Genomic DNA, 18,284 nt, shown 5'->3' with positions numbered 1-18,284 from the left:
ATAGCCTTAAACCAAGATGAGCCAGAGCCTCCGTTCCTGAGAAACGAAAACGGTCTCAAATCATCTGACGACGGACACTGGGCCGGCACCAGCGACCCCGCAGCGGGCGCCTTCTGCGGCTGAGGGACCGGACTGGCCTCCCGCGCGGCCTCGATTTGTTCGGCCAGCAGATCGGCGATGGCGCGGCCCTCGCCGATCCCCGAACCGATCCGCAATTGCGGCCAGGGCCCGGGATGCTCGGCGCGCCAGCGCTGCAACGTCTTGGTCAGCCAGGCCGCGAACGCCGGCTCCATCGGCAGCAGCAGCGGGACGAAGAGAATCTCGGAAATCGGCTCGCCCAGCAGGCCGAGCACGACCTCCCGGAGCGACGGCGTGCCCTGCTCGGTGAAGGCATAGGCGACCCAGGCACCGTCCGCGCGGGCGGCAGCCACGGTCCGTAGCCGCTCCATCTCCGCGATCGGCGCCGCCGCGATAGCCGAGCGCACGATCAGGATGATGGCGCGACCGAGGCCGGCCGGCTGTTTGAGGGAAAGGTGGTCAGGTCTCATGCTCGCCGACACACTCACCGAAGGGGCGGGAGCGGGCAAGGGCTCCGAGCGAGCACGGGGCATCGTAGCCTCACGCCGCCTGCCGGTCCCAGGCGGGGAACGGGTCCTCGAGCCCGAGCAGCGCTTGCGTCATTCCGGTCGCCGGGCTGCCGGTCAGGCAGGCGTCGAGCGCGGCGCGGATGGCCGTCTCATCCATCTCCTGCGTGCCGATGAAGACCAGCTCCTGGCGCCGGTCGCCCCAGGTCTGCGACCAGTGTTTGCGCATCAGCGAGGCGAACTCCTCCGAACGCGGCCAGCGCTCCTTCGGCACGGCCGCCCACCAACTGCCCATGCCTTCGGTGCGGGTGATGCGCCCGGCGAGCGAATATTCCCCGACCCAGCGCGGCCGGGTCGCCAGCCAGAAATGGCCCTTGGCGCGGATCACGCCGGGCAAGCGCTTCTCCAGCAGGTCGTAGAGCTTGCGGGGGTGGAACGGGCGCCGCGCCCGGTAGACGAAGGAGCGGATGCCGTATTCCTCGGTCTCGGGGACATGGTCGCGGAAGCCGAAGAGCTCCTTGTGCCAGAGCGGATGCTCCTGCGAGCGCTCCTCGCTGTACAGCCGTGTGTCGAGCACGGCGGCCAACGGCACGCGGCCGAACTCGGCCTCGACGATCCGCGCGTCGGCATTGAGGCCGCGCACGACCTGCCGGACCTTCTCGCGCTGTTCGGGCGTCGCCTCGCCGATCTTGTTGATGACCACGACATCGGCGAACTCGATCTGCTCGACCAGGAGATCGACCAGCGTGCGCCCGTCGCCCTCTCCGGCCGTCTCGCCCCGATCGGCGAGGAAGTCGCGGCTGTCATAGTCCGCCAGCAGGTTGAGGGCGTCGACGACCGTGACCATGGTGTCGAGCCGCGCGACATCGTCCAGCGACTGGTCGTGCTCGTCGCGGAAGGAGAAGGTCGCGGCGATCGGGAGCGGCTCGGCGATGCCGGTGCCCTCGATCAGGAGGTAGTCGAAGCGCTTCTCGGCAGCGAGGCGGCGGACCTCGCTCAGCAGATCGTCGCGCAAGGTGCAGCAGATGCAGCCATTGCTCATCTCGACCAGCTTCTCCTCGGTCTGCGACAGGTCCGCCCCGCCCTCGCGCACCAGATCGGCGTCGATATTGACCTCACTCATGTCGTTGACGATCACCGCGACGCGCTTGCCCTCGCGGTTGTTGAGAATGTGGTTCAGCAGCGTCGTCTTGCCGGCACCGAGGAAGCCGGAGAGAACCGTCACCGGCAGGCGGCGGTCTATGAGAAGGGCGTCAGATGTCATGCGGATCGTCCAAAGTTGATTTCGAATTATGTTACGGTATAACATAACGACATTGTCAACCCATGGAGCGGCTACTCACGTGACGATGGCACATGGCGATCAGCACCGGGGCCTCGAAGAGGCATTTCCCGACAAGTTGTTCACGCGGGCGCTGGCGCAATGCGCGGCGACGGGGCGCACGTTGACAACGCTGCGGCGAGACGTGCTCGCGATTTTCGCCACCAGCACGCGACCGCTGAAAGCTTATGAGATCGTCGAGCGACTGAGCACGCCGAGTCGTCGCATCTCGCCCATATCCGTTTACCGCAGCCTCGATTTCCTGATCGAACTCGGCATCGTCCATCGTCTCGCCACGCAGAACGCCTTCGTCGTCTGCGATCACAACCATGCGCAGGATGAGACACTGGTCTTCATGATCTGCCAGTGCTGCGGCGAGGTCGACGAGGCCGTCCTGCCCGGCATGACCCGTTCGCTGGCGGCCACCGCCGACGCGCATGGCTTCCGCAGCCGCGGCCACAGCATCGAGCTCCAGGGCGAATGCGAAGACTGCCGCGGCGCGACATCCCTGACCAGCCGGGGCGGCTGAGCCGCTCTTCATTCATCCGGGCGTTGCCGATCCGGCTGCCCCATCCAGCGCTCTCGATGGATATCGCGATGCCTTATGACGCCATCATCATCGGCGGCAGCTTTGCCGAAGCGCCCCGCACCGCATCGCCCTCTCCGGCAGCGCCATGGCCGGGATCGCCATGCATCAGGCGGGCTCACCCGATGCACCCACGCCCTGACGCCAAGCTTCCCTCTCATCGCTACGAATGCAATATTATAACATCACTCCATCAACCGGATACCGACGCATGACCAGAAGCGCTCCCGCCCGTCACGCCACACTCGCCCTCGCCTGTGCTGCCGCGACCCTGACCAGTGGTCTGGCCTGGGCGCATGATCATGCCGTGCTGCGCGGGCGCGTGGTCTTCAGCGACCATGAGAAAGCGGTCATCCGCATTCTCGACCTCGACAGCGGCGAGGTGACCCATTCCTTCGATCTGCCGAAGTCGAATGCCGGCTTCGCGGCGGTGGAGGATGGCCGGCACATCGTCGTCAAAACGGGCGACGACCAGGGCACGATCCGCATCCTCGACAGCGGCATCGTCAGGGAATCGCATGGCGATCATGACGACGTCGAGAAGCTCACCCCCCGGCTGCTCGACCTGACGCTGACCGGCGACAAGCCGGCCCATGTGGTCTCCGGAAACGGGCAGATCGCCCTGTTTTATGATGGCGACCGACCCTGGATCCGCAGGAGCGACCCGAAGGTGGTGCTGCTCTCGCTGAAGGATCTGTCCGCCAAGCAGCCCAAACCCATCGTCTGGAAGAGTCCGGCTCCGCAGCATGGCATCGCCGTACCGCTCGGCCGTGGCGAGATGTTGCTGTCCGTGCCGAACCCGGCCTATGCGAAGGGCGACGACAAGAGCGCCTCCTCGCGCCCGAACGGCTTCGAGATCGTCGCGACCAGGGGCAAGCCCGAAGTATGGAAAACGCTCGCCTCCTTCAACGACAGTGCCAAGGCGGACGCCTCCTGCAAGCTTTTCCACGGCCATGCGGCGATCAAGAACGTCCATGCCTTCGGCTGCAATGACGGGACCGATGGCGGCGTGCTCATCCTGGCCCGGCAGGGCAAGGACTGGAGCGCGCGCAAGCTCGCCTATCCCGACGAGCGCCGGACCAGCACCATCAAGGGCGGTGCCGGGCGCTATCTGGTCGGCAATTATGGCCTGAAATCGCCCTATGACGCGCTGATCCGGATCGACCCCACGGCCAAGGCACTGACGGCCGGCGATGTCTTCGCGGTTCCCGGCGGCCAAGGCGCCTGCCAGTTCGAGGTCTCGGCCACGGGCAAGCGCGTCGCCAATCTGACCGCGGACGGCAAGCTGCGCATCTACGATGTCGCACCGAACTGGACCGAGGTCGCGAGCTTCGATGCGGTTCCGGCCTTCGACTGCGCCTATGGCGCTTCGACGCCGACGCCCAACCTCGCCGTCCAGGGCGCCCTCGCCTTCGTCAGCGATCCGGAGAACGGCCGGATTCGCGAATACAATCTCGATACGCTGAAGCAGGGGCTCGATCTGCCGGTCGGCGGCAAGCCGACCGCGATCGCCGGAGGCGCCTCGGGCGGCTGACGACAGGCCGCGGCGAGCGGCACAAGCGCCGAAGCCATCGCCAGCCCGCGGCTTCTCCGGCCGCGGGCCTTTTCGTCCTTGAAGGCCCCGGGCTCTGGGAAGCCGAGTTTCTCGGGAAGCGCCAACCGAACGCCCTGTCTCCTCAGGCCCGCTCGGAAAACGCCCGGCTCGATGCCACCGCGGCGGCCGCCAGGGGCGCCGCCACGCAGAGGCAACCGGAGCCGGCCAGCACCGGTCCCAAACCGAAGGCCTCGACGAGCGGGACCATGGCGACCAGCCCGAGCGGCGCCAGCCCGTAGGACATCAGAAAATCGAGCGACGAAACGCGCGCGATGCGGTCGGGCGGGATCTCGCGCTGGATGGCCGAAAACCACAACACGTTGAAGATCTCGATGCCGATGCCGGCGAGAAAGAAAGCCGCCGCCGGAGCCAGGAGCGACGACTCCATTGCCAGGCTGAAGGGAACCAGCCCATACAGCGCCAGGCCCGCAAGGGCGATCCAGCCCCGGTTTCGCGGGCGCCAGCGGCTGATGACGAGGGCCGCCAGCAAGGCGCCGCAGGCATAGGCCGTCATACACCAGACGAGAAGGGCCGGACCATGGCGAGATCCGGCGCCGATGATCGGCAGCAGCACCGCCGTGACGGAATAGCCGGCGGCGATGACGGCGGTCAGCGCCCCGAGACCGGCGAGAAACCAGCGGTGCCGCCGCGCCTCGGCCAGACCCGCAAGCCATTGCCGGCCGAAATGCGACAGCGGCGCGGGGTCCTTCGATCCCGGCGCTGCGGCAGACGGGATGCGGGGCGGCGCCACCGCGCTGAGAATCCAGAGAAGGGCGATCGTCACCAGGGCGGCCCTGGCGCTCCAGGTTACGGCGATGGCCGTCGCCAGCGTGGGACCGAGCAGCCCCGTGACCCGGACCGAAATGCTCATCGCGGCATTTGCGCCCTGGAGATCGTCGACAGCGACGATGGCGGGCACCATCGCCTGATAGGCCGGCCGGCACGCCCCCTGCCCCGCCCCGGCCAGCAGCGCCCCGATCAGCATCGCCGCGACCTTGGCCTCGGCTTGCGGCTGATACAGACCCAGGACGACGAGCATCACCCCGATCACTGCGAGCGCGCTCGCCACTGCGATCACCTGGCGCGCATCCGACCGGTCGGCGAGCACGCCGCTGATCGGCAACGCCACCAGAAAGGCGAGTGTCCTCGCCGCCAGCGCGCTGCCCAGCTGCGCCGGCGACAACGATCCGTCGAGCACGGCGAGGCCGAGGACGAAGGGAAATCCCCAGGTGGCCAGGCTCGATGCGGTGCTGCCGGCCCAGAGCCGGAGGAATGAGAGCGAGCGGACGCCCGCCCTCGTCACGTGCTTGGGGATCATCGTCTTCCTTGCTGCCGGTCGAGCCTTGCATGATCTCAGCCATAGCGATAGACGCAACACTATAACGTTTCATGGAGTGTGTCGTGTCGAGCAAATGGGTTGCGATCACCGTTGCGATGCTGTCGATGACAGGCATCGCCGTGGCCAAGCCGCTGAAGGTCGTCGGTCCCTGGGAGATCGCGGGAATCGACCCCGCTCAGTCCGGCTTCGTCTTCAGCAGGATGCAGGTGGCGGAGACGCTGGTTTCAGTCGATGCCGATGGGAAGCTGATGCCGAGCCTCGCGACGCGCTGGTCCGCCAGCGAGGACGGATTGACCTGGCGCTTCGGCCTGCGCGAGGGGGCACGCTTTCACGACGGCAGCCCAGTGACCGCGTCGATCGTGGCCGACACCCTGCGCAAGGTCCATGGCGGCGCGGGTGTGTTCAGCCAGGTGCCGGTGGCCGGCATCGAGCCCGAGGGGCAGGATGTCGTCATCCGCCTGTCGAAGCCTTTTGCGGCGCTCCCGGCCTACCTCGTGAATTTCACCACCATTATCCTCGCCCCCTCGTCCTTCAACGCATCCGGCAAGGTCGAGCGCATTGTCGGTTCCGGCCCCTATCGCGTGAAGAGCCTGACACCGCCGCTTAACATGCAGCTCGAAACCGCGGCCGAGTGGAACGGCGCCAAGCCGGGCATCGACGAGGTCAGCTATCAGGCGGTCGGCCAGGGCGAGACACGCGCCCTCATGGCCGAAAGCGGCGAGGCCGATCTCGTCTTCTCGATGCTGCCCGTCTCGGTGGAACGGCTGAAGCGCAATCCGAACCTCGATGTCCGCGTCGCCACGATTCCGCGCACGCGGATGCTCAAGGTCAATGCCGCCTCGCCCCTGTTCAGCGATGTGCGCGTCAGGCGCGCGATCAGCGCGGCCCTCGACCGCGAAGGCGTCACGCGCGTCATCCTGCGCAACGCCGATCTCGCCGCGACCCAGCTCTTCCCCAAGGCGCTCGCTGGCTGGAACGATCCCGAGCTACCGGCGCTGAAGCGCGATCTGACAGCGGCGAAGGCTTTGTTGGCCGAGGCCGGCTGGACGCCCGGCGCCGACGGCATCCTGCAGAAGGACGGCAAGCACTTCTCCTTCACGCTGCTGACCTATGCGAGCTGGCCGGAGTTGCCACCGATCGCCACGGCGATCCAGGCGCAACTGAAGCAGGTCGGCATCGACGCCAAGGTCTCGGTCGGCAACAGCTCCGAGATTCCGGCGCGGCACAAGGACGGCACACTGGAGATGGGCCTCGTCTCGCGGCTCTACTCGATCGTACCGGATGCCATCGGCACGCTGCGCGACGACTACAAGTCTGGCGGCAGCGATTGGGGCGCGACTGGCTGGTCAAGTGCTGAACTCAACGAGCTCGTGGAGACGATGGCCCAGACCAGCGACCCCGCTACGCGTGCGCCGATGCAGAAGCGCGCGATCGCGATCCTCCAAAGCGAGCTGCCGAGCATCCCGGTGACCTGGTCGGAGCTCGCCATCGTCGCCAACAAGCGCGTCACCGGGCTGCGCATCGACCCGCTCGAGGTCAATTACGGGCTCGCCTCGATCCGCTGGGCCCAATAGGCATGAAGCGCCTCGTTCTCGCCCGGCTGCTCCAGGCCGGGCTGGTCGTGCTCGTCGTCGGCGTCCTCTGCTTCGTGCTCGTGCGCGCACTCCCGGGCGATCCGGCGATGCGGATCGCCGCAGGTCGCTACGGGCCCGACGCCAACATCACGGAAGCGGCCGAACAGGTCCGTCGCGAACTCGGTCTGGATCAGCCGCTCTTGGTCCAGCTCGGCGCTTCGATGGGGCAACTGGCGCGGCTCGATCTCGGCCACTCGGTCGTGACCGGCCTGCCCATCACCAAGGAACTGCGGATCCAGCTCGGCGCGACGCTCTGGCTCTCCGGATCGGCGCTCGTGCTGTCGCTGCTGCTCGGCCCACCGATCGGTCTTCTGGCTGGATTGAGGCGCGGCGGCTGGGTCGACAACGCCTCGCTCGGTGGCGCGATCGTCCTGCGTTCGCTGCCCCCCTTCGTGCTCGGTCTGCTGCTGATCCTCGTCTTCGCGATGCTGCTCGGCCTGTTCCCGCCGGCCGGATACGGCACCTGGCGCGATCTGGCGCTGCCGGCACTCACGCTCGCCCTCGGCCTCGCTGCCGTATCCAGCCGTGTCGCCCGCGATGCCGTCGCGGCCGTGGTGCACACGCCCTATCTTGCCTTCGCGCGGCTGAAGGGCCTGCCCGAGCCGGTGGTCGTGCGCCGGCACGTGCTGCGAAACGCCGCCATCCCGGTGGTTTCCTATCTCGCCTTGCAGGCGATCTACCTCATCGAGGGCGTCGTCGTCGTGGAGACGCTGTTCGGCATTCCCGGCATCGGCCACGCCTTGGTTCATGCGGTGATCGCGCGCGACGTGCCGATGGTGCAGGGCACGGCACTCACCATGGGCCTGCTCTTCGTCGTCATTGCGATGGCGGTCGACCTTGCCTGCCATTGGCTCGACCCCAGGCCCAAACGCACATGACCATCGCCGACGCCACTCTCGTTCCCATCACACAGCGCCCCTGGCTTACGCCTGCGCGCGCGGCAGGATTCGCATTGCTCGGCCTGCTCGCGCTGTTCGCTCTACTGGGGCCGCTGCTCGTCTCCGTCGATCCGACCGAGCAGGACTTCGCGGCTAGCCTCGCTCCCCCGGGGGCCGATTACTGGCTGGGCGCCGATCACTATGGCCGTAGCATGCTCGCGCGTCTCGCCTATGGCGCCCGGCTTTCCTTCGGCATGGCTCTGCTCACCGTCGCCACCGCCGCCGTGCCGGGTATCCTGCTCGGCCTTCTCGCCGCCTGGCGCGGCGGTTGGCTGGAGCGCGTTCTTGATCTGGCATCGACCGTTCTGCTCGCCTTGCCGGGCCTGCTGCTGGTCCTCATCCTCCTCGCCTTCGCGCCGGGCACCTTCGGGCCGCTCTATCTCGGCCTCGCGCTGACGCTCTGGATCGAGTTCTATCGCGTCACCCGCGTGACGGCGGCCGGGGTGCTGAAGCAGCCCCATGTCGAGGCGACCCGGCTTCTGGGGTTCGGCACGGGCTACATCCTGCGCAGCCTCGTCTTACCCGAGATCGCGCCGATGCTGATCACGTTGTCGGCCTTCGCCATGTCGACCGCGATCATCGCGATCTCGACCTTGAGCGCGATCAGCGTGGGCCTGCGTCCGCCGACGCCTGAGCTCGGCGCGATGATCGTCGAGCTGCTGCCCTATTATGCCGAAGCGCCGCTGCATGTGCTGATGCCCGGAATCCTGATCTTCCTGCTTGTCCTCGGGCTCCAGCTCGCGACGCGGAGCGATGTGCGATGAACGCTTCCGTCCGGTTTCAATCCCTGACTATCTCCGGTCTCAGCATTTCGGCGGGCGAGACGACGATCGTGCGCAACGTGGCCTTCACGCTCGCGCAGGGTCGGCCGGTCACTCTGCTTGGCGCAAGCGGCTCCGGCAAATCTCTCGTCGCTCATGCCATCATGGGAAGCCTGCCGGGCGAACTCTCGGCGCAGGGCGTCATTGAGCTGGACGGGGATGACCTCCTCGCCGGCACTCCCGCGCAGACACGTGCGCGCTGGGGCCGAACGATCGCCATCCTTCCGCAGGAGCCCTGGCTCGCGCTCGACCCGACCATGCGCATCGCCGGGCAGGTCGGCGAAGTCCACCAATACCTACATGGCCTTGGGTCGGCGGAAGCCGGGACGAGGATGGGTTCCGACCTCGCCGAAGTCGGGCTGGGCGAGCGCACCGAGGCCTATCCGCACGAGCTCTCCGGCGGCATGTGCCAGCGCGCCGCCATCGCGGTCACCCATGCCGCGGGCGCCTCTTTCCTAATCGCCGACGAACCGACGAAGGGGCTCGACGCGGCACTGCGCGACGGCGTGGTCAAGCGGCTGCGCCAGGAGGTCGAGCAGGGACGCCTGCTCCTCACCATCACGCATGACATCGCGGTCGCGGCCGCTCTCGGCGGCATGGCGGGGGTCATGCATGACGGCGCGCTCGTCGAGTTCGGCCCCGCGGAACAGGTTCTGGCAGAGCCGCGCCACGACTACGCCCGCGCCCTCATCGCGGCTGACCCTGCCAACTGGCCAGCACTCGCATTGCCACCGAACGGCAGGCCGGTTGTCTCTGCGAGGGGGTTGTCGAAGCGCTTCGGCGAAAAGGCGCTGTTCGACGATCTCGACATTGCGGTCCGCCGCGGCGAGATCGTCGCGATCGTCGGTCCCAGCGGCTGCGGCAAGACGACGGTCGGCAACATCCTTCTCGGGCTCGTCGCGCCCGACCAGGGAGAGGTGGAACGTGCCGCCGGCCTGACACCGACCCGCTTCCAGAAGCTCTACCAGGACCCGCCGGCCGCCTTCGCACCGCACCAGACCCTGAGGCGCAGCCTCGGGGACCTGCTGAAACTGCACGGGCTGGCGTGGACGCAGGCCGAAGCCAGCATGGAGCGCTTCGGGCTCGGGCGGGAACTGCTCGATCGTCTCCCGGGCGAGGTGTCTGGTGGCGAGCTGCAGCGCTTCGCCATCCTGCGCGCGCTGCTGCTCGACCCGGTCTTCCTTTTCGCCGACGAAGCGACCTCGCGCCTCGATCCGGTCAGCCAGAAAGATGTGTTCACGATCCTGATCGAGGCCGTCCGCGAGCGCGGCCTCGCGCTCTTGATGGTCACGCATGAATCCGCGCTGGCGGAAAGGGCCGCGCAACGGATCGTGACGCTCGGCTCATCCGATGCACTCTGAGATCGAATTGAGCCAGGGGCGAGCGACGCCTAGGCTCGGGACTCGTTGATCAGAGCCAGAAGATGACGGCTGGGCGATACAGATGGCAGAGAAGAATGTGTGGGCGCATCGATCGTAGCGGGTTGCGATGCGCCGCCAGTGCTTGAGCTTGGCGAAGAGGTTCTCGATCCTGTGGCGCTGGCGGTAGAGCGCCTTGTCGTAGGGATAAGGGATTTTCCGGCTCCGGCTCGACGGGATGCAGGGCTCGATGCCCTTGTCGGCGAGCGCCTGGGGGAACGCGGCGCTGTCTTAGCCGCGATCGGCGATCAGGGCCTTGGCTGGCGGGAGCGCGTCGAGGATGAGGCTTGCGCCCTTGTGGTCGCTCATCTGGCCTTCCGAGAGCAGCAGGATGATAGGGCGGCCTTCACCGTCGCAGACCGTGTGGAGCTTGGAGTTCAGCCCGCCTTTGGTGCGCCCGATACGACGGGGAACAGCCCCTTTTTGAGCAGGCTCGCCGCCATGCGGTGTGCCTTCAGCTGCGTCGCGTCGATCATGATCCGCTCCGGCTTCGGCCCTTCGCCGGAAAGCCCGGCGAAGATGCGGTCAAATACGCCCAGCCGGCTCCAGCGGATGAAGCGGTTGTAGAGCGTCTTGTGCGGGCCGTAGCCCTTGGGCGCGTCCTTCCACTGCAGGCCGTTGCGGATCACGTAGACGATCCCGCTCACCACCCGCCGGTCGTCGAAGCGCGGGCCGCGGCATGCGTCTGGGGCGGTCTCGCCATGCCGGCAAAGGCCCATAAATTGCTTGCCTCTCCCTTACAGCGACCACATTCTTTGGAGATGGCATGGCGTTGTGCGCTTCTCCCCATCGAGACCGCTTCCGGACGACCCTGATTTCGCGATGACCGACCACGCCATTCCGGCCCGCCCGTTCCGCAAGGCGCCTTCGACCAGGCCTCGCTCGCCAGGGCGCACGCGCCGGTCGTCGTCGCAGCTGCCTGCGCTCAAGCCTGTGCTGATCGTGCTGCATCAGGAGCATTCGACGCCGGGCCGCGTCGGCCGGCTGCTGCAGGCGCGCGGTCACGCCCTCGACATCCGCAAGCCCCGCTATGGCGACCCGCTGCCGCAGACGATGCAGGGCCATGCCGGCGCGGTGATCTTCGGCGGGCCGATGGGCGCCAACGATCCCGACGTCTTCGTCAAGACCGAGATCGACTGGATTGGGACCTGCCTGAAGGAGGATGCACCCTTCCTCGGCATCTGCCTGGGTGCGCAGATGATGGCCAAGCATATGGGCGCCCGCGTCTACACCCATGGCGAGGGCCGGGCCGAGGTCGGCTATTACAAGCTCGATCAGACGGAAGCCGGCCGCGATCATGCCGCCGAGGCGGGCTTCGACTGGCCGGGCACCGTCTATCAATGGCATCGCGACGGCTTCGATTGCCCGACCGGCGCGGACTGCCTCGCCACCGGCGGCGATTTCCCGGTGCAGGCGATCAAGGCCGAGAGCCGCTGCTACGGCATCCAGTTCCACCCTGAGGTGACCCCGGCGATGATGTGCCGCTGGGGCGTACGTGGCCATGAGCGCACCCTGATGCCCGGCGCCCAGCTCCGGCACCTGCATCTCGAAGGCTGGTACCAGCACGACCCGGCGATCCGCCTCTGGCTCGACCGCTTCCTCGACCACTGGCTGAAAACCCCGGCAGAGACTGAATCCGCGTGACCCGCACAGCCATCGTTCTCGGCGCCGGCATGGTCGGCGTCTCCTGCGCGCTTTCGCTCCAGAAGCGCGGGCTAAAAGTCACCCTGATCGACCGGCGCGAGCCCGGGCGCGAGACCTCCTATGGCAATGCCGGCGTGCTCGCCCGTTCCTCGATCGTGCCGCTCAACAATCCCGGCCTGTTCGGCAAGATCACGAGCTATCTCGGCAATCGCCACCCGGCGCTGAACCTGAACTGGAAGCGGGCGCTGACCCGGCCCGGCTGGCTGCTGCGCTTCCTGTGGGAAGCCCGCCCCTCGCAGGCCGCCTCCCGGACCGCCGCGCTCGAATCCCTGACCGCGAGCACGATCGAGCGCCATCGCGCTTTGATGGCAGAGGCCGGCGTCTCGCACCGCCTGCGCGAAACCGGCACGCTCAAGGTCTGGCGGACGGAAGCCGGCCATGCCGCCGCCAAGGCCGAGCAGGACTTCCTCGCGGCTCATGGCATTGTTTCGCAGGTGCTCGACCGGCAGGGCATCTCCGGCGTCGAGCCCTCGCTGAACCCGATCTTCCATGCCGGCCTGCTCTGCCTCGAGAACGCTTCGGTGGATTCGCCCGGCGCCGTCACGCAGGCCTATGCCGAACTCTTCGCCAGGCGCGGCGGCAGGATCGTGCAGGCGCAGGTGAAGACGCTTGCCCGTAACGCCGGCGGTTGGCAGGTCCGGACCGACAAGGGTGGCTTCGACGCCGAGATCGCGGTCGTCGCGCTCGGCCCCTGGAGCATGGACGTGATCGCGCCGCTCGGCCTCGACACGAAGCTCGACGTCGAGCGCGGCTATCATCGCCATCTCCAGGCCGAAAAGGGCGCGAGCCTGTCGCGGCCGGTCTACGACGTCGACGCCGCCTATTTCATGGCGCCGATGGAGCAGGGCTACCGCATCACCAGCGGCGTCGATCTCAGCCATCGCGATGCGCCCGATGAACATCGCCAGATCGACATGGTGACGAAGAGTGCCCGCGAGGCGTTCCCGCTCGCGGAGTTCGAGGGCGACACCTGGCGCGGCGCACGCCCGACCCTGCCGGATTCCTTGCCGATGATCGGCGAGGCGCCGCGCAATCCCGGCCTCTGGTTCGCCTTCGGCAACCAGCATCTCGGTCTTTCGACAGGGCCAATCACCGGGGAGATCATTGCCGCGCTGGTTTGCGGCGAGACGCCGCCGGTCGATCCGACGCCGTTCAGGCCGGGGCGGTATATCGGCTGAGAAGCCCTCCCGCCGTCATCGGAAAAGGCTGGAAACCCCTCTCCCGAGTGGGAGAGGGGAGGGGTGAGAGACCGCCCTGCGTTCAATTGGCGCGACATCAGGAACAGCGGCAGCGGCGCAGTTCACGCGGAGAGGGCAGGCCCTCATCCCTGCCCTTCTCCCACACGGGAGAAGGGTTCCCCGCGCCCTTCACCAACACCTGAGCGATCACTGAAAACAAAAAAACGCCAGCCCGAAGGCTGGCGTTGATCGAAGCTTCGGAAATGTGCCGCCTCACACCTGACGGGTCACCATCATCTTTTTGACCTCCGCGATCGCCTTGGCAGGGTTCAGACCCTTCGGGCAGGCGTTCGCGCAGTTCATGATGGTGTGGCAGCGATAGAGCCGGAAGGGGTCTTCCAGATTGTCGAGGCGCTCGCCGGTGGCCTCGTCTCTACTGTCGATCAGCCAGCGATAAGCCTGCAGCAGCGCGGCCGGGCCGAGATAGCGGTCGCCGTTCCACCAGTAGCTCGGGCAGGAGGTCGAGCAGCAGGCGCAGAGGATGCACTCATAGAGCCCGTCGAGCTTCTCACGATCGTCCTTTCCTTGCGCCCATTCCTTTTCGGGCGCCGGCGTCGTCGTCTTCAGCCAGGGCTCGATCGAGGCGTGCTGGGCGTAGAAGCGCGTGAGGTCCGGGACGAGGTCCTTGATCACCGGCATATGCGGCAACGGATAGATCGCGACCTTGCCCTTGCTCCCGCATTCGTCGATGCCGGTGGTGCAGGCGAGCCCGTTCTTGCCGTCCATGTTCATGGCGCAGGAGCCGCAGATGCCCTCGCGGCAGGAGCGGCGGAAGGTCAGCGTCGGGTCGACCTTGGACTTGATCCAGATCAGCGCGTCCAGGACCATCGGCCCGCAATCCTCGCGGTCGACGTAATAGGTGTCGGTGCGCGGGTTCTCGCTGTCGTCCGGGCTCCAGCGATAGACCTTGAACTCGGTCAGCTTGGTCGCGCCGGCCGGCTTCGGCCAGGTCTTGCCCGCGACGAGGCGGGAATTCTGCGGGAGATTGAATTCGGCCATCTGTCAGATCGTCCTCAATACACCCGCGCCTTGGGCTTGATGTACTCGATGTCGTTCGAGAGCGTGTAGGTGTGCACCGGCCGGTCATCGAGCGTGACGGTGCGCTTCTCGTCGTCGATCCAGGCGAGCGTGTGCTTCATCCAGTCCTTGTCGTCGCGGTTCGGATAATCCTCGCGGGCGTGGGCGCCGCGGCTTTCCGGACGCTGCAGCGCCGAGTCCATGGTGACGACAGCCTGGGTGATCAGGTTCTCGAATTCGAGCGTCTCGATCAGGTCCGAGTTCCAGATCAGCGAGCGGTCGGTGGTACCGATATCGGTGATGCCGGCCCAGACCTCGTGGATCAGCTTGTGGCCCTCTTCGAGGGTCTCGCCGGTGCGATAGACCGCGCAATTGTCCTGCATCGTGCGCTGCATGCGCCCGCGCAGTTCCGCGGTCGGCGTGCCGCCCGAGGCGTTGCGATACTTGTCGAGACGGGTCAGCGAGAGATCGGCCGAGTTCTTCGGCAGCTCCGGCTGCTTCTCGCCCGCCGTCACCGTCTCGGCGCAGCGCAGGCCCGCCGCGCGGCCAAAGACCACGAGATCGATCAGCGAATTCGAGCCCAGGCGGTTGGCGCCATGCACCGAGACGCAGGCCGCCTCGCCGATCGCCATCAGACCCGGCACGACAGCGTCCGGATTGCCGTCGACCTTGGTCAGGACCTCGCCGTGGAAGTTCGTGGGGATGCCGCCCATGTTGTAGTGCACCGTCGGCAGCACCGGGATCGGCTCGCGCGTGACATCCACGCCGGCGAAGATCTTGGCGCTCTCGGAGATACCCGGCAGGCGCTCGTGCAGGATCTTCGGGTCGAGATGGTCGAGATGCAGGTAGATGTGGTCCTTGTTCTTGCCGACGCCGCGGCCGGCCCGGATCTCCATCGTCATCGAGCGCGAGACGACGTCGCGCGAGGCGAGGTCCTTGGCCGAGGGGGCATAGCGCTCCATGAAGCGCTCGCCCTCGGAGTTCGTGAGGTAGCCGCCCTCGCCGCGGGCGCCCTCGGTGATCAGGCAGCCCGAGCCGTAGATGCCGGTCGGGTGGAACTGCACGAACTCCATGTCCTGGAGCGGCAGGCCGGCGCGCAGCACCATGCCGCCGCCGTCGCCGGTGCAGGTATGCGCCGAGGTCGCCGAGAAATAGGAGCGGCCATAGCCGCCGGTCGCCAGGATCGTCTGTTGCGAGCGGAAGCGGTGGATCGTGCCGTCATCGAGCTTTAGCGCGACCACGCCGCGGCAATGCCCGTCCTCGTCCATGATCAGGTCGATGGCGAAGTATTCGATGAAGAACTCGGTGTTGTAGCGCAGCGCCTGGCCATAGAGCGTGTGCAGCATGGCGTGGCCGGTGCGGTCGGCCGCCGCGCAGGTGCGCTGGGCCGGTGGGCCCTCGCCGAATTCAGTGGTCATGCCGCCGAAGGGGCGCTGGTAGATCCGGCCGTCCTCGGTGCGCGAGAAGGGCACGCCCCAATGCTCGAGCTCGTAGACGGCGGCCGGCGCATTGCGGACGAGATATTCGATCGCATCCTGGTCGCCGAGCCAGTCCGACCCCTTCACGGTGTCGAACATGTGCCACTGCCAGGTGTCCTTGCCCATATTGCCGAGCGAGGCGGCGACGCCGCCCTGCGCCGCGACGGTGTGCGAGCGCGTCGGGAACACCTTGGAGATGCAGGCGGTGCGCAGGCCGGCCTGCGAGCAGCCGACGGTGGCGCGAAGGCCGGCGCCGCCGGCGCCGACGACGACGACGTCGAAGGTGTGGTCGGTGATCGGATAGGCCTGGCCGGCATAGGCCGGGACCGGGCGGGCTCTGGTGATCGCCATCGGATCAGCCTCCAAACGAGAGCTTCAGCACCGCGAAGGCGCAAGCGGCGCCGATCGCGATCGCGAAGAAGGTATTGGCCATGACGGCGGCGATCTTGAGCCCCTCGCCATGGATGTAGTCCTCGATGATGACCTGCATGCCGAGGCGCATATGGACTGCTCCCGATACGACGAAGAGCAGCATCAGGATCGCCACCAGCGGATGCGACAGGATGGCGATCGCCGCCGGATAGGGCTTGCCGACCAGGCAAATCACCACGCCCAAGAAGATCACCGTCAGGATGACGTTGGCGACGGCGGTGACGCGCTGGAGCCAGAAATGGCCGGTGCCGGACTTGGCCGAGCCGAGGCCGCGGACGCGGGCGAGCGGCGTGCGCATGGAGGAGTTGGAATGCATCGTATCGCTCCTCAACGAACCGCGTAGGCGACGATCCAGACGAGCAGGGTCAGCCCGCCTGAAACGAAGACGCTGTACTTGGCCATGTTCATGCGCGTCTGCGGATCATAGCCATGGCCGAGATCCCAGACGAAATGCCGGAGGCCGCCGACCATGTGGTGCAGCAGCGCGAAGGAATAGAGGAAGAGCACGAGGCGGCCGAGGAAGGAGCCGGCGATCCACTGGGCCGTGTCGAAGGCCGCTGGACCCGAGGCCGCCGCCACCAGCCAGGCCGCGATCAGCACCGTTCCCGCATAGAGCGCCGAGCCGGTGACGCGATGGGCGATCGACATAGCCATGGTCCAGGACCAGCGGTAGATCTGCAGATGCGGCGAAAGCGGACGCGCCGCCTGTTTGACCTCGGCCAAGATCGTTCTCCGACTAGGGACTGAGGCGGCAGGCCTTGTCCATTTGGGATCGTTCTAGAGTGTCTGGCTCTGTAACGAAACCGGAACCCTGCCGCAATGCGACACGCTCGCGGCGCGGTGACAGAATACGGAATCTGTCATTCGGTGCTTCGTGTGTCGCCGAGCCTCTGCGATCGCCGCTTGTCGCAGAAGAACGATTCCAAATCTTTAAGCCTAGCGCCGTGGACGCTAGCGCGGCAGGAGCGCCCAATAGTCGAGATCGAGGATCACGTCGGGTGCATATTGATCGCCGGTTTTGAGCGGATGGTCGCCGCAAGGCCTGTTCTTCGTCGCGACCAGCCGCAGCCGCAACGCTCCGACATCCGCGCGCTCCGGCAGTTCGGCTACCTCCAGAACCTCGCTCCAGGCATAGACGGTGTCGCCGGCGAAGAGCGGCGCGACATGGCGCCCGCCATTGATCGCGGCGATGTGGAAGGCGTTGCCCAAACCGTTGAAGGAAAGCGCCCGGGCGAGGCTGATGACATGGCCTCCATAGATCAGCCGCTTGCCGAAACGGGTCTCGCGCGCGCCATGGGCGTCGAAATGGACTTTTGCGGTGTTCTGATAGAGCCGCGTCGCGAGCTGATGCTCTGCTTCCTCCACGGTCATGCCGTCGATATGGTCGATGCGCTCGCCCGCCGCATACTCGCCCCAGCGAAAATCCGAGCCCGCGAGGGCATCGTCATAGGCCGCGAGCTCGATCGTCGGGCAGCCGCCTCCGAGTTCCTCGGGCAGCACCGCCTTCGGCAGTTCGGGCACCTGCTCGGCATGGGCCGGCGTGCCCGGCTGGCGCTTTCGCACTAGGACCCAGCGGGCATAGCTCAGCACGATCTCGCCGTCCTGGTTGCGGCCGACCGAGCGGACATAGACGATGCCCGCATCGCCGGCCGAGGTCTGCTTCAGGCCGATGACCTCGGATGTCGTCGAGAGCGTGTCGCCGGGGAAGACGGGCTTGAGGAAGCGGCCGTCGGCATAGCCGAGATTGGCGACGGCATTGAGCGAGATGTCCGGCACCGTCTTGCCGAAGACGATGTGGAAGACCAGCAGGTCGTCGATCGGCGCGGCCGGATAGCCGATCGCCCTGGCGAAGGCGTCGGATGATTGGACAGCGAAACGAGGGCCGTAGATCGCTGTGTAGAGCGCGACGTCGCCGGTGGTCACCGTGCGCGGCGTCGCATGCACGATCGCATCGCCGAGATGAAAATCCTCGAAGAAGCGCCCGGCGCTGGTCTTCGTCGCGGCATGGCTGGCGGATGCGGGCATGGGCTCACTCGCGGCTGGGCTCGGCGCGATTGTGCGCTGCACCGGGCGCCAGCGTCCAGCCCCGCAAGGATGCGACGAAGGATCAGGGACCCGCGCCCGTCATTCCGGGGTTTCTTGCGGCGAAGAGCCCGGAACCCATGAACACCGGACCGGAC

At 66.9% G+C, this 18,284-nt stretch carries 16 protein-coding genes and 1 pseudogene; 8 read left to right on the top strand and 9 right to left on the bottom strand.

All coding sequences use genetic code 11. From position 1 onward, the window contains the following. Together AC1RMY_RS22110 and zigA are read right to left on the bottom strand one after the other, a co-directional pair. Positions 1 to 587: sirohydrochlorin chelatase (locus AC1RMY_RS22110; RefSeq protein WP_492868195.1), on the bottom strand; the 587-nt coding region annotated here is incomplete at its 3' end. A 31-nt stretch (positions 588 to 618) separates the two neighbouring features. Beyond that, positions 619 to 1,848 carry a zinc metallochaperone GTPase ZigA gene (gene zigA / locus AC1RMY_RS22105; protein ID WP_492868193.1) on the bottom strand — a complete coding sequence of 410 codons (1,230 nt, stop codon included), beginning with the start codon at positions 1,846 to 1,848 and terminating at the stop codon, positions 619 to 621. Between the two features lie 85 nt (positions 1,849 to 1,933). Here zigA and AC1RMY_RS22100 point away from each other — a divergent pair, with 85 nt between their 5' ends. Both AC1RMY_RS22100 and AC1RMY_RS22095 read left to right on the top strand, forming a co-directional pair. Then, positions 1,934 to 2,434: a Fur family transcriptional regulator gene (locus AC1RMY_RS22100; RefSeq protein WP_492868209.1), complete on the top strand. Its 501-nt coding sequence runs from the start codon at positions 1,934 to 1,936 to the stop codon at positions 2,432 to 2,434. Between the two features lie 268 nt (positions 2,435 to 2,702). Then, positions 2,703 to 4,025 (top strand): hypothetical protein, encoded by a 1,323-nt coding sequence (locus tag AC1RMY_RS22095; RefSeq protein WP_492868191.1) that lies wholly within the window; start codon positions 2,703 to 2,705, stop codon positions 4,023 to 4,025. Between the two features lie 142 nt (positions 4,026 to 4,167). Here the strand turns inward: AC1RMY_RS22095 and AC1RMY_RS22090 are convergent, their stop codons facing one another. After that, positions 4,168 to 5,403, bottom strand: coding sequence for an MFS transporter (locus tag AC1RMY_RS22090; protein WP_492868190.1), 1,236 nt, complete (start codon positions 5,401 to 5,403; stop codon positions 4,168 to 4,170). A gap of 83 nt (positions 5,404 to 5,486) precedes the next feature. Here AC1RMY_RS22090 and AC1RMY_RS22085 point away from each other — a divergent pair, with 83 nt between their 5' ends. Genes AC1RMY_RS22085 through AC1RMY_RS22070 form a run of 4 tightly spaced genes read left to right on the top strand, consistent with a single transcriptional unit; the run spans position 5,487 to position 10,178 of the window. Continuing rightward, positions 5,487 to 6,998, top strand: coding sequence for an ABC transporter substrate-binding protein (locus tag AC1RMY_RS22085; RefSeq protein ID WP_492868188.1), 1,512 nt, complete (start codon positions 5,487 to 5,489; stop codon positions 6,996 to 6,998). Positions 6,999 to 7,000: 2 nt separating this feature from the next. Further along, positions 7,001 to 7,936, top strand: coding sequence for an ABC transporter permease (locus AC1RMY_RS22080; protein WP_492868186.1), 936 nt, complete (start codon positions 7,001 to 7,003; stop codon positions 7,934 to 7,936). Continuing rightward, positions 7,933 to 8,760: an ABC transporter permease gene (locus AC1RMY_RS22075; protein WP_492868184.1), complete on the top strand. Its 828-nt coding sequence runs from the start codon at positions 7,933 to 7,935 to the stop codon at positions 8,758 to 8,760. The genes AC1RMY_RS22080 and AC1RMY_RS22075 overlap by 4 nt, the downstream gene beginning before the upstream one ends. Then, positions 8,757 to 10,178, top strand: coding sequence for an ABC transporter ATP-binding protein (locus AC1RMY_RS22070; RefSeq protein WP_492868182.1), 1,422 nt, complete (start codon positions 8,757 to 8,759; stop codon positions 10,176 to 10,178). Before AC1RMY_RS22075 ends, AC1RMY_RS22070 begins: the two co-directional genes overlap by 4 nt. A 49-nt stretch (positions 10,179 to 10,227) precedes the next feature. On the opposite strand, the pseudogene AC1RMY_RS22065 reads toward AC1RMY_RS22070, so the two are convergent. After that, positions 10,228 to 10,906: pseudogene (locus AC1RMY_RS22065) on the bottom strand (IS5 family transposase); the annotation flags it as partial. A gap of 151 nt (positions 10,907 to 11,057) precedes the next feature. On the opposite strand from AC1RMY_RS22065, the gene AC1RMY_RS22060 reads away from it, so the two are divergent. Both AC1RMY_RS22060 and AC1RMY_RS22055 read left to right on the top strand, forming a co-directional pair. After that, positions 11,058 to 11,879 carry a glutamine amidotransferase gene (locus AC1RMY_RS22060; protein ID WP_492868180.1) on the top strand — a complete coding sequence of 274 codons (822 nt, stop codon included), beginning with the start codon at positions 11,058 to 11,060 and terminating at the stop codon, positions 11,877 to 11,879. Then, positions 11,876 to 13,117 carry an NAD(P)/FAD-dependent oxidoreductase gene (locus AC1RMY_RS22055; protein WP_492868178.1) on the top strand — a complete coding sequence of 414 codons (1,242 nt, stop codon included), beginning with the start codon at positions 11,876 to 11,878 and terminating at the stop codon, positions 13,115 to 13,117. Before AC1RMY_RS22060 ends, AC1RMY_RS22055 begins: the two co-directional genes overlap by 4 nt. A 273-nt stretch (positions 13,118 to 13,390) precedes the next feature. Here AC1RMY_RS22055 and AC1RMY_RS22050 read toward each other — a convergent pair whose 3' ends face one another. The 5 genes from AC1RMY_RS22050 to AC1RMY_RS22030 form a co-directional block, all read right to left on the bottom strand. Beyond that, the gene (locus AC1RMY_RS22050) at positions 13,391 to 14,176 is read right to left on the bottom strand and encodes a succinate dehydrogenase iron-sulfur subunit (protein ID WP_492868176.1); all 786 of its coding nucleotides are present in this window, start codon (positions 14,174 to 14,176) and stop codon (positions 13,391 to 13,393) included. A gap of 14 nt (positions 14,177 to 14,190) precedes the next feature. Continuing rightward, the gene (sdhA, locus tag AC1RMY_RS22045; RefSeq protein ID WP_492868175.1) at positions 14,191 to 16,023 is read right to left on the bottom strand and encodes a succinate dehydrogenase flavoprotein subunit; all 1,833 of its coding nucleotides are present in this window, start codon (positions 16,021 to 16,023) and stop codon (positions 14,191 to 14,193) included. A 4-nt stretch (positions 16,024 to 16,027) separates the two neighbouring features. Beyond that, positions 16,028 to 16,420 (bottom strand): succinate dehydrogenase, hydrophobic membrane anchor protein, encoded by a 393-nt coding sequence (gene sdhD, locus AC1RMY_RS22040; protein ID WP_492868174.1) that lies wholly within the window; start codon positions 16,418 to 16,420, stop codon positions 16,028 to 16,030. An 11-nt stretch (positions 16,421 to 16,431) separates the two neighbouring features. Next, positions 16,432 to 16,827 carry a succinate dehydrogenase, cytochrome b556 subunit gene (gene sdhC / locus AC1RMY_RS22035; RefSeq protein WP_492868172.1) on the bottom strand — a complete coding sequence of 132 codons (396 nt, stop codon included), beginning with the start codon at positions 16,825 to 16,827 and terminating at the stop codon, positions 16,432 to 16,434. 228 nt (positions 16,828 to 17,055) lie between these two features. Then, positions 17,056 to 18,129, bottom strand: a complete 1,074-nt coding sequence (locus AC1RMY_RS22030; RefSeq protein WP_492868170.1) for a MaoC family dehydratase — start codon at positions 18,127 to 18,129, stop codon at positions 17,056 to 17,058. Between the last annotated feature and the right edge of the window lie 155 nt (positions 18,130 to 18,284).

This window comes from Allobosea sp. GW822-FHT03F07, assembly GCF_058801345.1.
The sequence above is the reverse complement of the archived record's forward strand: the minus strand, read 5'-3'. Positions and strand labels throughout refer to the sequence as shown.

Bases quoted from the DNA above. Each gene is read 5' to 3' on its own strand.
- zigA (WP_492868193.1), bottom strand. From the start codon at position 1,848: ATGACATCTGACGCCCTTCTCATAGACCGCCGCCTGCCGGTGACGGTT.
- AC1RMY_RS22100 (WP_492868209.1), top strand. From the start codon at position 1,934: ATGGCACATGGCGATCAGCACCGGGGCCTCGAAGAGGCATTTCCCGAC.
- AC1RMY_RS22095 (WP_492868191.1), top strand. From the start codon at position 2,703: ATGACCAGAAGCGCTCCCGCCCGTCACGCCACACTCGCCCTCGCCTGT.
- AC1RMY_RS22090 (WP_492868190.1), bottom strand. From the start codon at position 5,403: ATGATCCCCAAGCACGTGACGAGGGCGGGCGTCCGCTCGCTCTCATTC.
- AC1RMY_RS22080 (WP_492868186.1), top strand. From the start codon at position 7,001: ATGAAGCGCCTCGTTCTCGCCCGGCTGCTCCAGGCCGGGCTGGTCGTG.
- AC1RMY_RS22075 (WP_492868184.1), top strand. From the start codon at position 7,933: ATGACCATCGCCGACGCCACTCTCGTTCCCATCACACAGCGCCCCTGG.
- AC1RMY_RS22070 (WP_492868182.1), top strand. From the start codon at position 8,757: ATGAACGCTTCCGTCCGGTTTCAATCCCTGACTATCTCCGGTCTCAGC.
- AC1RMY_RS22060 (WP_492868180.1), top strand. From the start codon at position 11,058: ATGACCGACCACGCCATTCCGGCCCGCCCGTTCCGCAAGGCGCCTTCG.
- AC1RMY_RS22050 (WP_492868176.1), bottom strand. From the start codon at position 14,176: ATGGCCGAATTCAATCTCCCGCAGAATTCCCGCCTCGTCGCGGGCAAG.
- sdhA (WP_492868175.1), bottom strand. From the start codon at position 16,023: ATGGCGATCACCAGAGCCCGCCCGGTCCCGGCCTATGCCGGCCAGGCC.
- sdhD (WP_492868174.1), bottom strand. From the start codon at position 16,420: ATGCATTCCAACTCCTCCATGCGCACGCCGCTCGCCCGCGTCCGCGGC.
- AC1RMY_RS22030 (WP_492868170.1), bottom strand. From the start codon at position 18,129: ATGCCCGCATCCGCCAGCCATGCCGCGACGAAGACCAGCGCCGGGCGC.